General features: G+C 36.3%; 13 protein-coding genes. 6 read left to right on the top strand and 7 right to left on the bottom strand.

What is annotated here, in order from left to right; translation table 11 throughout:
• Nucleotides 1-45 precede the first annotated feature (45 nt).
• Nucleotides 46-900 (top strand): hypothetical protein, encoded by an 855-nt coding sequence (locus CRS_RS00410; RefSeq protein WP_142722127.1) that lies wholly within the window; start codon nucleotides 46-48, stop codon nucleotides 898-900.
• Nucleotides 901-933: 33 nt separating this feature from the next.
• Nucleotides 934-1,947, top strand: coding sequence for a hypothetical protein (locus tag CRS_RS00405; RefSeq protein ID WP_142722126.1), 1,014 nt, complete (start codon nucleotides 934-936; stop codon nucleotides 1,945-1,947).
• Between the two features lie 116 nt (nucleotides 1,948-2,063).
• Here CRS_RS00405 and CRS_RS00400 read toward each other — a convergent pair whose 3' ends face one another.
• Nucleotides 2,064-2,561, bottom strand: coding sequence for a hypothetical protein (locus CRS_RS00400; protein WP_142722125.1), 498 nt, complete (start codon nucleotides 2,559-2,561; stop codon nucleotides 2,064-2,066).
• Between the two features lie 396 nt (nucleotides 2,562-2,957).
• Here CRS_RS00400 and CRS_RS00395 point away from each other — a divergent pair, with 396 nt between their 5' ends.
• The 3 genes from CRS_RS00395 to CRS_RS00385 all read left to right on the top strand — a co-directional run bounded on the left by CRS_RS00395 (nucleotide 2,958) and on the right by CRS_RS00385 (nucleotide 5,579).
• The gene (locus CRS_RS00395) at nucleotides 2,958-3,749 is read left to right on the top strand and encodes an alpha/beta hydrolase (protein WP_142722124.1); all 792 of its coding nucleotides are present in this window, start codon (nucleotides 2,958-2,960) and stop codon (nucleotides 3,747-3,749) included.
• Nucleotides 3,750-3,757: 8 nt separating this feature from the next.
• Nucleotides 3,758-4,327, top strand: a complete 570-nt coding sequence (locus CRS_RS00390) for a hypothetical protein (RefSeq protein ID WP_142722123.1) — start codon at nucleotides 3,758-3,760, stop codon at nucleotides 4,325-4,327.
• A gap of 286 nt (nucleotides 4,328-4,613) precedes the next feature.
• Nucleotides 4,614-5,579 carry a helix-turn-helix domain-containing protein gene (locus CRS_RS00385; RefSeq protein WP_172616964.1) on the top strand — a complete coding sequence of 322 codons (966 nt, stop codon included), beginning with the start codon at nucleotides 4,614-4,616 and terminating at the stop codon, nucleotides 5,577-5,579.
• Between the two features lie 133 nt (nucleotides 5,580-5,712).
• On the opposite strand, the gene CRS_RS00380 is transcribed toward CRS_RS00385, so the two are convergent.
• The 6 genes from CRS_RS00380 to CRS_RS00355 form a co-directional block, all read right to left on the bottom strand.
• Nucleotides 5,713-6,432, bottom strand: coding sequence for a hypothetical protein (locus tag CRS_RS00380; RefSeq protein WP_142722121.1), 720 nt, complete (start codon nucleotides 6,430-6,432; stop codon nucleotides 5,713-5,715).
• Nucleotides 6,433-6,592: 160 nt separating this feature from the next.
• Nucleotides 6,593-7,030 (bottom strand): hypothetical protein, encoded by a 438-nt coding sequence (locus CRS_RS00375; protein ID WP_142722120.1) that lies wholly within the window; start codon nucleotides 7,028-7,030, stop codon nucleotides 6,593-6,595.
• Between the two features lie 120 nt (nucleotides 7,031-7,150).
• Nucleotides 7,151-10,330 carry a carbamoyl-phosphate synthase large subunit gene (gene carB, locus CRS_RS00370; RefSeq protein WP_142722119.1) on the bottom strand — a complete coding sequence of 1,060 codons (3,180 nt, stop codon included), beginning with the start codon at nucleotides 10,328-10,330 and terminating at the stop codon, nucleotides 7,151-7,153.
• 49 nt (nucleotides 10,331-10,379) lie between these two features.
• Nucleotides 10,380-10,739, bottom strand: coding sequence for a four helix bundle protein (locus CRS_RS00365; protein ID WP_142722118.1), 360 nt, complete (start codon nucleotides 10,737-10,739; stop codon nucleotides 10,380-10,382).
• An 11-nt stretch (nucleotides 10,740-10,750) separates the two neighbouring features.
• On the bottom strand, nucleotides 10,751-11,833 hold the full coding sequence (locus CRS_RS00360) for a carbamoyl phosphate synthase small subunit (protein WP_142722117.1): 1,083 nt from the start codon (nucleotides 11,831-11,833) through the stop codon (nucleotides 10,751-10,753).
• Between the two features lie 115 nt (nucleotides 11,834-11,948).
• Entirely contained in the window at nucleotides 11,949-12,839 is an 891-nt protein-coding gene (locus CRS_RS00355) for an aspartate carbamoyltransferase catalytic subunit (RefSeq protein WP_142722116.1), read from the bottom strand.
• A 242-nt stretch (nucleotides 12,840-13,081) separates the two neighbouring features.
• On the opposite strand from CRS_RS00355, the gene CRS_RS00350 reads away from it, so the two are divergent.
• Entirely contained in the window at nucleotides 13,082-13,543 is a 462-nt protein-coding gene (locus CRS_RS00350; RefSeq protein WP_045495405.1) for an Lrp/AsnC family transcriptional regulator, read from the top strand.
• The last annotated feature ends 6 nt before the right edge of the window (nucleotides 13,544-13,549 follow it).

Raw genomic sequence — 13,549 nt, 5'->3', positions numbered from 1 at the left:
AAGATAATGGGTAATTTTAAAGTTTTAAAACACTAATCACTCATAATGCTCAAAAGAACAGTCTTTTTTATACTGCTTTCATCTGGATTTTTTGGAATGAAAGCGCAGCAGACTATCCCCTTCCGGATTACAAAACACAATAATATCATTGTGAAAACCCTTGTCAACAAAAAAGATTCTCTGGATCTGATGTTTCAGATTGCGATGAAGGATTATTCGCTTTCCCCCGAACGAAAAAGGAAAGCTGATCATATTATTTTCAACAAGGAAGAACTCAGCGACCATAATACAGTTGAGATCGGAAAAATCACACAAAAAAATGCACGTTTTTTTGACAATCAGTTAACCGGACATGAAGCTGACGGAAAGATCGGAACCGGAATTTTTGAGGGCAAAGCCTTTAAAATTGATTATGACAACAATCAGTTTGTGATATATGATGCTATGCCGGATGTGAGTGGCTACCAACCCATCGGTATTATCTTAGATCATGACGGATTTTATCTTGCTGCAGATAATGTTATTGATGGAAAACAGCAGCAGGAAGCTTATTTTGTACTGCAATCCGGGTTTTCCGGAGCGATTCTGTATAGTAATAAATTTGCAGAAGAAAAGCATCTTGATAAAATATTAAAAATAACCGGAGAAAAAACACTGAAAAATTCTGAAGGTAAAACTTTAACTACCAAACAGGCCGTTCTCCCTTATTTTAAATTGGGAGAGAATGTATTCAAAGATGTTGCCGTGGGATTCTTTTCAGGAGAGCTGAAAACACAAAATGTAAGCTATCTCGGTGCTGATATGCTCCGCAGGTTTATATGGATATTTGATACCGACAGGAAAACGGCTTACATCAAACCCAGCAAATATTTTTCAGAACCTTATTACAAAATGAATTAGAAAATGATAAACACTTTAATGTTAAAAAAAATTATGAAACCCAAAACGGCTGCTGCTCTTTTATTTTTATCATTGGCTATTGTAAGCTGCAAGAAAGAAGAGAAAAAAACAGCTGCCACAGAAACAAAAATCACCAATGACACTATAAAAACGACAAAAGCAGAAGAGAAAATAGATTACTCGGATTTCAATATTTTTAATCTCTCTGTCATTTCATCAGCTGAAAAAGATTCTGATATCGATATTTTCATTTCGGTCTCGGATATTTATAAAGGAGTTCAGCCTGTTCCTGAAAGCATTATAAAAAACCATAAGCAGATGACTTATGAAGAACTCCGGCATTTTGAGCTGGATGCTTCCAGCAGGAAAAAACTGCTCAACGGGATTCATCTTACAGAAAATGATTCCCTTTATATTTTTGAGTATTGGTCTAATAAACTTCAGAGAATGCCGGTAAGCCAATTAAAGGCGGTGGCCTATTTAAGCCCTTATTCAGACAGTGAAGATTTGGATCCGGATTCTTATATGATGGGGTTCCAGGTAGCCACTCACCAAAAAACAACAGAGTACGACCGGTACATCAATGCTATCGCTTACTTTGGGAATAAAAATCCTTTCGTAGCGAATAAAATGAAGGCTGTAAAATGGCAAAAAGCCGGTACTGATGTTTCAAAAAAATACTTTAGCCATTCAAAACTTACTCAGGGAAATACCTACCAGGCGAAGTATGAAAACATGACCTATTATCTGCAGGATTATCTTGAAGAAGGAAATACTGTGGAACGCAGACTTGCGGTCATTAATGATCATCAGGAAAAGATTGCTGAAAAAACATTCAGCCTTGCAGAAAGTGATGGTGGGGAATTCCTTCCTCTTTATGGAATAGATGCTGATGAAGCTAATATATTCCAATATACAGGCTATCTTTTTAAAGGAAAACCTCCTGTTATTTTCGGATTCATTGCACAGTCTTTTGGCTGTCCTTCCATCAGTTTTTTAGATAAAAAGGAGAAGGATTTTCCGATCAATTGTGATAACAGACATTAAATAAGGGATAAAAACAAATGGTAAAAATGCGGTTCTGAACTTACCATACATTATGAAAATACATTATCAACAGATTAACAGCAAACCTATATATGTATTTTCATAGTGTTCATCAATTATACAACTGCTGAAGCAATCATTGACATATAATAATTGGCACAGTGCAATGCATTGATCAGTAATATCTCTTTGGCCGGGTACATTTCGAATTTTTCTGTTGTGGTAATCTGATATTCATAGTTCATGGAGCTCCATTTGAGATGCGGTTTCATTACAAAAAGTTCATTACCCTGCTGATCGGTAAGAACAAACGATTCTTTGAAGATTCCGCGGTGCTTAAAAAGAAAACCTTCTTTTACACTGTCAAAATAAGTCTGTATTACAATTTCACCGTTCCAGTTCATGCGAAATTTCAGGAGTACTTTTTCATTGTCTTTAAGTTCAATAGTGGTTCCCCAGAAACCTTTGGGCTCAACGAGATAAAAACGGTTGGCAATTTCAACCTCAGCATTAAACTTAAACCAGCTTTCATAAATAAGCCTGCCTATGATCTGGCTTTCTTTGGTGATTTCAAAGGATAAAGAATTCTTTGATTTTGCGTAATATTCTGCCATGGCTATATTTTGGTTTGGTGAATTTTTATTAGTTTTTCAAATAGTAATAACGGCCTGAATTTTAACGCTCTAATTTATAAATAATTCGGCAAAAAAGTAACCTAAATTAAAATCCATTTTTTTCTAAAGATCTTTTTATAAAATGATATAGGAATTATAAAATTATGGGTACCGGAAATTCATTCAATGATTTAGTATCTCTGATTTTTAATGAAACCAGGGATACATAATCTTATTCAGGATATTTCTTTTAAATGATAATCAATAAAATATCATTTAACTGATTATCAATTGATTAAAATAACGACCACCTTATAGGATGAAGCGCTTTGTATAGCCGGCATCTGTATTTTTGCCTCATCTTTATGATATTTAAACAATTGAAAATCAAAAGACATGAGCAGATATTATATTATTTTATTAAGCGTATTATCGCTTTTAACAGCATGCCGGGAGAACGAATTTGATCAAGAACTTGTAAGAGAATTTACGCTCAGTTCTGCTGTCAACGGAAGTAATTATCCTATAAAAGTGGCATTACCTCAAGGTTATACTTCAGCAAAAAAATATAAAACCATTTATGTTCTGGACTCAAAATGGGATTTTGATTTTGTAGCACGGGAAGTTCAAAAGCAATCTGAAAACTTCCATCGAAATGATATTCTGGTTGTAGGAATCGGTTGGGGTAATGACCGACTGGATGATTATCTTCCTGTTCCCTTCAAAAAAGGAAAAGGTCGTGCTGATGAATTTGTAAAGGTAATTCATGAAGAATTGATTCCTCAATTGGAAAAGAACTTTCATGCAGCTAATTTAAGGGAAGACCGGACAATCCTGGGGCATTCTGCAGGTGGGTTATTCGGAGTACACTGCTTCACCAATTATCCTGATCTTTTTGGTAATTATCTTTGCTTAAGTCCTTCGCTTTGGATAGGAGATCAAATTGTTCTCAGCAATGAAAAAAAAAACAGAATTGCCAATCAGACCCGAAATGGTAGATTCTTTCTAGCTGCAGGCGGGATTGAAGAAGGGGGAATGCTTCCTCCTATAGAATCATTCCGACACATCCTTGGCCAGTATTATAAAGGATTCTCCCACCATTATACTATCGCTAACGGGCTGGATCACCTTGGCTCCAAAAAAACCAACCTTAAAAAAGCAATCTCTTTTTATTTTCAACAACTTTAATATTTTATATGCGTCTGTTATTCATTTTTATTTTTACCCTTGTTTCCTATGCACAAGCGCAGGATTCTACCAGGCAGAATGCTGTTATTGAGGTAAAACCAGCTGTAGGGGCAACAGGAACCCCTATGAAACCTATACTATCTGTAGCAATTTTTTATCCGTTGAATCAGGGATTTTTAATAGTCTCACATTCCATGATCAGTTTTCTACTCACCGGAAACAGTCCTGAATTTATCAAAATTAATTATAATTATACATTTTCACACAAGCTGGGAATAGGCTATTCTTTATACGGAAAAAAAGAAAAATCAAGACACAGTCTGTTTGCACTCGGAGGCATTAAACATATCGCCTTTAAAGAAACTATGGAAAATCCGGATCTGGATAAGATAACGGTCCGCACTCAAAGTACTTTAGCTGATTATGGTCTGATGTACGAATTCTCATTAGGAAAAAAAAGATACACATTTGATACCAGGCTTTATTTTCCACTAAGTCCTATTCGTTATTATCCTCAGGGCACCTTAAGCAATCTGGTCTATGTAGAAATGGGAATAGGTATTAAACTATACCGATAAAAGATAATACTTCAGAAGATGAATCCTCCTTAACAAAAAAGATGAATACAGACTTATTATTTGCTATTTTTACTTTTTTGATTATTATATCATAATGGCAACAAGCTGGCAACTCATTTACGTAGCTGGAATTTCAATCTCGCTGTTTCTTTTTATAATATTGATCAGTAAACGGAGAAAAACCACTGCAGACAAGATTTTATGCATTTGGCTCTTTTTTGCTTTGGTGCATCTGGTTTTTATTGCATGCTATGCTTGCGGGCTAATCCATAAAACTTCTGCCTTTATGGGTTGGGAAATGCCACTGCCCTTTCTGCACGGTCCTTTCTTATATCTGTACATTTTATTTCTAAGTGACCAACAGTGCTACAGCTGGCATTATTTACTTCATTTTATTCCTGCGGTATTATCAGCAGTCATATTAGCCTTTATATTACCGGAAATACATTCGAGTATCTCTGCATTATCAGCCTTTAAACCTCTATTTCTGGGAATGGTTACAGCTATTATGGTTTCCGGTGTGGTTTACGTGATATTCTCTCTTATACTCCTGAAAAAGCATCAACAGAATATTGTAGGACAATTCTCCAATACAGATAAAATTACCCTTAACTGGATGCGTTATCTGATTTCAGGAATGGCTATAATCTGGATTGTCGTGATTTTTTTACAATCAGTACAGGCTCTGTATGTTGCCGTGGCATTATTTATTTTCTTTATCGGATACTTTGGGATTCATCAGACAGGAGTTTTCTCCAGCCCGTTACCACCGCACGAAGTGATTCTTCCGATAGACCTGGAAATAGCTTCCCAACCCGAAAAAATGAGAATTTCTGCAGAGGAATCCGATTATACCAAGTATGAAAAGACAAAGATAAGTGAAGATAAAGCCTCTGAAATTCAGGCAAAATTAATAGACTTGATGAAAGAGCATGAATGCTATAAAGATCCTGAACTTACTTTGGGAGATCTTGCCAGAATGATGAATATCTCTCCAGGAATCCTTTCTCAGATTATTAATTCGAAAGAAGGCAAAAACTTTTATGATTTTGTCAATACACTCAGAATAGAAGCTTTCAAACAATTATTATCACATCCTGAAAGCAAACAGTACACCTTGTTATCACTGGCTTTTGAATGTGGCTTTAATTCCAAAACCAGTTTTAACCGAAATTTTAAAAAAATTATGGGAGTATCCCCAAGCACTTATGTCAAGAGTATCAGAACAGATATCAAGTCCGGAAATCAGTAAATAATAAATTGCGCATTTTCAGCAATAGCCCGGAATCAATTTTATTTTATCATTTACTATTAAGACTCCATCGTTCTCTATTTGAGGTAACTTTTAATTCATAGTTAATTTTACAAATGATATAAACTGCTTATTACTTTATTCTTTTCCAATCTCTATCATAAAGTTTCTTCAGTTTATTTTTCATATCTGCCTGAAATACTTCTTTTGGGGTTTCGGATTGATCTAAAATAATTTCAAAAGTTGAGATCTCATCCTTATCATCAAATTCATTATTGTTGTTAGTATCTTTTGTAGCTGTCATAATAACTTTATTGGAGGATCGAATATACTTCCAATTATTTAGGTTATAATTTGCCGGCGAAATCCGTCTTAAATTCTTACCGAGCTTGTCAGTAACAAACAGATAAACAGGATCTTTTTCATTGATAATCTTATCTTTATTATAGTCCTGACTCCTTATATTATAAAAAATATGATCTGTTTTCTGGGAAAAATTCACCCCTTCTTCAGCCTTATATTTATAATCATAATTAAGAATCAAAACTTTATTTTCGGTGAGCAAATGATACTCATTCGTATTTGAATTGAGAAAAACAATGTTCCAATATCCGTTATCAGGCATTTCTTTGTAAGAATAGCCACCATCCTTTCTTGGGTTCTGCCCCATTTGTAATGGGAACATCAGAATCCCTGTACTATCAATCTCAGTAAAAGAACTGGTTTGAATATTTAGATTTTCAATGAAGATCTTATCATCCTGAGAAGCTGAAGAACTTTCAATAGAGTCCGGATGGTTACTACAGGATAATAAACCGATAAACAGTATGGAGTATAGTGCTATTTTTTTCATAATGCGATTGATAAAGACATTATATTTTTTAATTAGGATATATTTACTGATCCTAAATTATCGATTTTATACAGATCTACAGTTCTTTTAATAGAATTCATATAGTATCCCTTTACCAATGTCTGTTTTCTGGTATATAAATTATTGACTATTGGTTCATTTATTCAATTTTAAAAATATAATCATCTTTAACTTTTTCTGCCTTTTCTTTGATTTCATTTATATTGTAATTCTGGTTATCAATATCAACACCAAGAATATTCCAGTCCCACATATAATTATGGGTTTTCTCAATTCGTACGGTTGAATGAGGTGCAATTTCTATCGTTATTCCGGAACTATCAACTTTTTTTTCAAGGGACTTTAAATTTTTATTTTTTTTGAAAACACTTGGATTTACAATTTCATTCTCATAATTGAAACTAAATGTACCAAATGAGTCTTCTGCCAATTCAGCTAAGGTTCTTTTTGTATAATGAACTTTTACTGTTTTTTTTGTTTCTGTTAAATTCTGAATATAAAAGTCTGTTGGGATTGAACATCCGCAAAATACGAGCACAAAAACAGCACTCAAAATACCTTTAAAAATTGCATTCATATAATTTTAGCTTACATGGTTTTTTGCAAAAATAAACAGAATCCTCTGTGTTTAGATTAAATGATAAAAAAATTCCGCAAGAAAACTTGCGGAATTTAAGTATTTATTTCTGTTCGAAAATTACATCGTCTCCATTTTGAAGCTCATGCTTTCGATTACTTTTAGAATGGCTTCTACCGTATCCATTGAAGTTAAACAAGGAACACCGTTTTCCACACTCATTCTTCTGATCTGGAATCCGTCTCTTTCTGCCTGTTTACCTTTTGTAGTGGTATTCACAACATACTGAACTTTTCCTTTCTGAATCAGGTCGATAAGATTTACATTTTCCTCTCCTATTTTGTATCCGATCTTGCAAGGGATTCCTTTTTCTTCAAAGAACTTAGCAGTCCCTTCCGTAGCCCAGATTCTGAATCCTACTTCATGGAATCTTGCTGCAAGCGCTGCCGCTTCTTCTTTGTGCTTATCTGCTACTGTGAACAGGATAGAACCGTGCATAGGAACTTTTCTTCCTGCTGCTACCAATCCTTTGTATAATGCTTTTTCAAGGGTTGTATCTTTCCCCATAACTTCTCCTGTAGACTTCATTTCCGGCCCTAGGGAGATATCAACTTTCGTTAGTTTAGAGAATGAGAATACGGGCACTTTTACAAAAACTCCTTCTTTGTTTGGAACCAATCCGTTTTCGTAACCTAAGTCTTTCAGCTTTTGTCCTAAGATTGCCTTTGTTGCAAGGTTAGCCATAGGAACATCCGTAATTTTAGATAAGAAAGGAACTGTTCTTGAAGAACGAGGGTTGACTTCGATTACATAAACATTCCCTTCAAAAAGAACATACTGGATATTCATCAATCCGATAACATTCAGTCCTTTTGCCAGTCTCTTCGTGTAATCCACCAAGGTATCGATTTCACTCTGAGAGATGTTCTGTGGCGGATATACTGCGATAGAGTCTCCGGAGTGAACTCCTGCTCTTTCGATATGCTCCATAATTCCAGGGATCACCACTGTTTCACCGTCGCAGATGGCATCTACTTCGATTTCTTTTCCTACCATGTACTTGTCTACCAAAACAGGGTGTTCAGGGCTCGCATCTACAGCGTGCTCCATATAATGAGCCAGTTCTGATTCTGCGTATACAATTTCCATTGCTCTACCTCCAAGAACGTAGCTTGGACGCACCAATACCGGGTAACCGATTTCGTTGGCAATTTTTATAGCTTCTTCTTTAGAAGTTGAAGTTCTTCCTTTTGGCTGAGGAATTCCAAGCTCCTGAAGTGCTTTTTCAAATTTATCTCTGTTTTCAGCTCTATCAAGATCTTCCAGGGAAGTTCCCAGGATCTGTACTCCGTGAGAGGCTAATTTATCTGCAAGGTTGATCGCAGTTTGTCCTCCGAACTGTACCACTACTCCTTTTGGTTTTTCAAGCTCGATGATGTTCATTACATCTTCTTCAGTAAGTGGCTCGAAGTATAGTTTATCAGAGATTGAGAAGTCTGTAGAAACTGTTTCAGGGTTGTTGTTGATGATAATCGCTTCATACCCCATTTCTTTGATTGCCCATACTGAGTGAACAGTTGCGTAGTCAAACTCAACTCCCTGTCCGATTCTGATTGGTCCGGAACCCAGTACAACAATCTTTTCTTTGTCAGAAACTACACTTTCGTTTTCTTCTTCGTATGTTCCGTAGAAATAAGGGGTTTCACTTTCAAATTCAGCGGCGCAGGTATCTACCATTTTGTAAACCGGCATTACACCGTTTTCTTTTCTGAAGTTGAAGACTTCACGCTCTGTTACCTCCCAAAGAACGGCAATATTGATATCTGCAAAACCTAATCTCTTGGCTTCAGTTAGTGTTTCTTTATCAAATTTGTTGGCAGCGATTACTTTTTCAAAATCAACCAGCTTTTTAAGCTTCCAGATAAAGAACTTGTCAATCTTGCTCCATTCTACGATCTGTTCCCAGTCGTATCCTCTTCTTAAAGCATCCCCGATGATGAATAATCTCTCATCATCACACACTCTGATTCTTCTTTCGATTTCTTCAGCAGTAAGTGCCTGAGCCTGCTTTGTTTTTAATCCTAAATGCTTGATTCCTGTTTCTAATGAACGGATGGCTTTCTGTAAAGATTCTTCAAGGTTTCTTCCGATCGCCATTACTTCACCGGTTGCTTTCATCTGGGTGGAAAGTCTTCTGTCTGCCGTTTCAAATTTATCGAATGGGAATCTTGGGAATTTTGTTACCACATAGTCAAGAGCAGGCTCAAAACATGCATAAGTTTTTCCTGTTACCGGGTTCATGATTTCATCCAGCGTTAATCCTACAGCAATCTTTGCAGCAATCTTTGCAATAGGATATCCTGTTGCCTTACTTGCCAGTGCCGATGAACGGGAAACTCTAGGATTTACCTCAATGATATAATAGTTGAATGAGTGCGGATCTAAAGCTAACTGTACGTTACATCCACCTTCAATTCCTAAGGCTCTGATGATTTTCAATGAAGCGTTTCTCAGTAACTGATACTCTCTGTCTGAAAGCGTCTGAGAAGGTGCCACTACGATAGAGTCTCCTGTGTGAACTCCTACCGGATCTATATTTTCCATGTTACAAACCACAATGGCGTTGTCGTTTGCATCACGCATTACTTCATATTCTATTTCTTTGAAACCTGCGATTGATTTTTCAATAAGACACTGTGTAACCGGGCTGTGCTTTAATCCCAGTTCAGCAATTTCTTTCAATTCAGTTTCTGTGGAAGCGATACCACCTCCTGTTCCTCCCATTGTAAAGGCAGGACGAACAATTACAGGATAACCGATTTCATCCGCAAAAGCAAGGGCTCCTTCTACTGTATTTACGATATCAGATTCCGGCACCGGTTCGTTCAGTTCTCTCATCAGCTCACGGAAAAGGTCTCTGTCTTCTGCTCTGTTGATCGCAGAAAGCTTTGTTCCCAATACTTCTACTTTGCACTCTTCAAGAATTCCTGATTTCTCCAATTCTACGGCCATGTTCAGACCTGTCTGGCCTCCCAGCGTCGGTAATAATGCATCCGGGCGCTCTTTTCTGATGATGTGGCTTACAAACTGTAATGAAATCGGCTCAATATATACTTTATCTGCGATTTCCACATCCGTCATGATCGTTGCAGGGTTTGAGTTGATCAAAATTACCTTGTAGCCTTCTTCTTTCAGAGACAGACAAGCCTGCGTTCCTGCGTAATCAAATTCAGCTGCCTGACCGATGATGATAGGTCCTGAACCGATTACTAAAATTGTTTTTATATCGTTTCTTTTCATAGGGGTTTAAAATGTAACAATTTATCAGTCTAACAGTGTAACAATGTTACTAACTGTTTTCATTTGATAAACTCGTGCTTAAAATTTTATAAATAATCTTTCCAATTTCTATAATCTGCGCTTCCAAATTTTCATTAAATGGATAACTTTGAGAGTGTTTACACAGATATAACCAATATTTTGTTTCTTCAAGCTCTTTAGCCGCAATTTTGATTTTATTCACAAAATCCTTTTTACTGTATGGATTTTGTGCTTCAAAAGAATTTGCTCCAATACTTGTTCCGGAACGTAATAATTGTTTAGCAATAATAAATTTCTTTTTACTTTCCAATAATTCACAGTACTCTATAATGTCTAATGAGAACTTAACAGTCTTTTCAATTAAAGGATTGTTTTCGAAATTGATCATTTTAATTATTGTTAAACTGGTACATTTTTAAATTGGTACATTAAATCGATAAACTCATCAAACAGGTAGTTTGCATCCTCAGGACCCGGGCTCGCTTCAGGGTGGTACTGAACTGAGAAGCAAGGGTGGATTTTGTGTTTTAGCCCTTCGTTTGTTCTGTCGTTCAATGCGATGTGCGTTTCGATAAGGTCTGTTCCTTTTAAACTTTCCTGATCTACCGCATATCCGTGGTTTTGAGAAGTAATGGCTACTGTATTTTTCTCTAAATCCAATACCGGGTGGTTTCCTCCTCTATGTCCGAATTTCAGTTTGAACGTTTTCGCTCCGCAGGCAAGACCAATTAACTGGTGACCTAAGCAGATTCCGAAGATTGGAACTTTTCCTAACAATCCTCTGATCATATCTAAAGCATGCGGTACATCTTCCGGATCACCAGGACCGTTTGACAACATAATTCCGTCCGGATCCATCAACAGGATTTCTTCTGCTGTGGTATCCTGAGAAACCACAATGATATCACAGTTTCTTTGAGATAATTCTCTGATAATTCCCAGTTTGGCACCGAAATCTACCAATACCACTTTGAAACCTCTGTTTGGGTTAGCGTAAGGTGTTTTTGTAGAAACCTCTTCTACCTGATTGGTTGGGAAAACTGTTGTTTTCAGTTCAGAAGCTACTGCAGCTTCATCTGCATCAGCGTTTACAATTTTTCCTTTTACCACTCCATGGTTACGAAGAACTCTTGTCAGCCTTCTGGTGTCAATTCCTGAAATTCCTGAAAGGTTTTTCTTTTTAAATAATTCATCTAAAGTAATCTGAGTACGGAAATTGGAAGGAAGATCGCAAAGTTCTTTTACGATAAGCCCTTTGATTGCCGGCTCAATACTTTCATAATCATCACGGTTAATACCATAATTTCCGATAAGCGGATAGGTCATACAAACTATCTGACCGCAATACGACGGATCAGAAATCAATTCCTGATACCCTGTCATTCCGGTATTGAAAACTACTTCTCCTGCAGTTTCCAATTCAGCTCCGAAACCTTCTCCATGAAACACTTCACCGGACTCCAGTATTAATTTTTTCTTCATTTTTAAAAATTAGATTTTCTATTATTTTTCTTTTGTACAATATCATCTGTAAAATCTATAATGTATTCTTTACATTTTACTTTACATTGTACTTTGTACATTTTACTTCTTACAATTACTTAAAGGTATATCCTTTGCTTTCCAGCGCATCTTTCAAAATCGCCATTCTGGCGAATACTCCGTTTTGCATCTGTTTGAAGACTCTTGATCTTCCGCATTCTACAAGGTCGGAATCTATCTCTACTCCTCTGTTGATTGGAGCCGGATGCATGATGATGGCTTCTTTTTTCATCGCATGTTCTCTTTCTTTAGTCAGCCCATATCTCTTATGGTATTCCGAAGCGGTGAAACTCATTGCTGAATCATGTCTTTCATGTTGTATTCTTAACAGCATCAGAACATCCACTTCACCGATCAGTTCATCTACGGACATATAAGTTCCGTTGATCAGGGCTCCTTCGTCAAACCATTGTTCCGGTCCTGAGAAGTAAACTTTAGCACCCAATCTTCTCAGTGCCTCTGCATTTGAGTTGGCTACGCGGCTGTGTTTTACATCCCCTACAATTCCTACTTTCATCCCTTCAAACTTTCCGAATTCCTGATAGATGGTCAGCAGATCCAGCATGCATTGTGAAGGATGGTTTCCAGTTCCGTCTCCTCCGTTGATCACCGGAATATTAATATTTTTCAGTTCCTCGAAGTATCTGTCTTTTTTATCGCGGATCACTACAAGGTTTACTCCTATGCTTTCAATGGTCTTTACAGTATCATAAAGACTTTCTCCTTTGTTTACCGAACTGTGTGATGCATCAAAAGGAACTACCTGAAGCCCCAGTTTTCTTTCTGCAAGATCAAAACTTGTTTTTGTTCTTGTGCTGTCTTCGAAGAAAAGGTTTGAGCAAAAAACTTCTCCTTCAATTTTAGCAGTTTTACCATTGGCAAAAGCCATTGCTTCTGTCAGTATACTGTTGATTCTCTCGGTGCTTAGTTCTGTAATCGTAAACATAATTCTTATTTTTTGGCATAAAAAAAAGCGAAGACAACTATCTTCGCTTAATAACAATAAATATCGTAAAGGGCGCTTTCGCCCGGTAAATCTAATGATATAAATGCTTTTTTATTCATTAGGTGCAAAGATACAACAATTTTATGAACCTACAAAAATTATGTTTAAAATAAATTTAAAACTTTAGTATTTCCTTATTCTCATTTAAAATTAATATTTTTGTTAACACTCAAATATATTCTATGGATTTAAAAGACAAAATGATTCTCAGCATTATTCAGGAAGACTCTACACTATCGGTTAAAGAAATTTCCGAAAAGATAGGTCTTACCTTCACTCCTACGTATGAGCGAATCAAACAATTGGAGAAACAGGGGATCATTCAGAAGTATGTCGGGCTTTTAAACCGTGAAAAACTGGGTTTAAATATCGTGGTCTACTGTAATGTTCGTCTCAAGGAACAATCCAAGAAAGTATTGGAAACTTTTGAGAAACATATCGGAAAATATGATGAAGTACAGGAAATCATCAGTCTTTCCGGAGAGTATGACTATATGCTGAAGATCATTGCCAAGGACATCAATTCTTATAACGAATTTGCGGTTAATGTTATTTCAAACATTCCCAATATCGGGCAATACCACAGTTCCATTGTGCTTCACGAGGTAAAAAAATCTACCAAATTCAAAATTGATCTGGAATAATCCTTT

This window comes from Chryseobacterium sp. ON_d1 (genome assembly GCF_006829085.1).
Taxonomy (GTDB): Bacteria; Bacteroidota; Bacteroidia; order Flavobacteriales; family Weeksellaceae; genus Chryseobacterium.
The sequence above is the reverse complement of the archived record's forward strand: the minus strand, read 5'-3'. Positions and strand labels throughout refer to the sequence as shown.

Coding starts and splice junctions, on each gene's coding strand:
- CRS_RS00360 (WP_142722117.1), bottom strand. CDS start 11,833: ATGAAGAAAAAATTAATACTGGAGTCCGGTGAAGTGTTTCATGGAGAA.
- CRS_RS00375 (WP_142722120.1), bottom strand. CDS start 7,030: ATGAATGCAATTTTTAAAGGTATTTTGAGTGCTGTTTTTGTGCTCGTA.
- CRS_RS00410 (WP_142722127.1), top strand. CDS start 46: ATGCTCAAAAGAACAGTCTTTTTTATACTGCTTTCATCTGGATTTTTT.
- CRS_RS00365 (WP_142722118.1), bottom strand. CDS start 10,739: ATGATCAATTTCGAAAACAATCCTTTAATTGAAAAGACTGTTAAGTTC.
- CRS_RS00355 (WP_142722116.1), bottom strand. CDS start 12,839: ATGTTTACGATTACAGAACTAAGCACCGAGAGAATCAACAGTATACTG.
- CRS_RS00395 (WP_142722124.1), top strand. CDS start 2,958: ATGAGCAGATATTATATTATTTTATTAAGCGTATTATCGCTTTTAACA.
- CRS_RS00390 (WP_142722123.1), top strand. CDS start 3,758: ATGCGTCTGTTATTCATTTTTATTTTTACCCTTGTTTCCTATGCACAA.
- CRS_RS00405 (WP_142722126.1), top strand. CDS start 934: ATGAAACCCAAAACGGCTGCTGCTCTTTTATTTTTATCATTGGCTATT.
- CRS_RS00400 (WP_142722125.1), bottom strand. CDS start 2,561: ATGGCAGAATATTACGCAAAATCAAAGAATTCTTTATCCTTTGAAATC.
- carB (WP_142722119.1), bottom strand. CDS start 10,330: ATGAAAAGAAACGATATAAAAACAATTTTAGTAATCGGTTCAGGACCT.
- CRS_RS00385 (WP_172616964.1), top strand. CDS start 4,614: ATGGGTTGGGAAATGCCACTGCCCTTTCTGCACGGTCCTTTCTTATAT.
- CRS_RS00380 (WP_142722121.1), bottom strand. CDS start 6,432: ATGAAAAAAATAGCACTATACTCCATACTGTTTATCGGTTTATTATCC.
- CRS_RS00350 (WP_045495405.1), top strand. CDS start 13,082: ATGGATTTAAAAGACAAAATGATTCTCAGCATTATTCAGGAAGACTCT.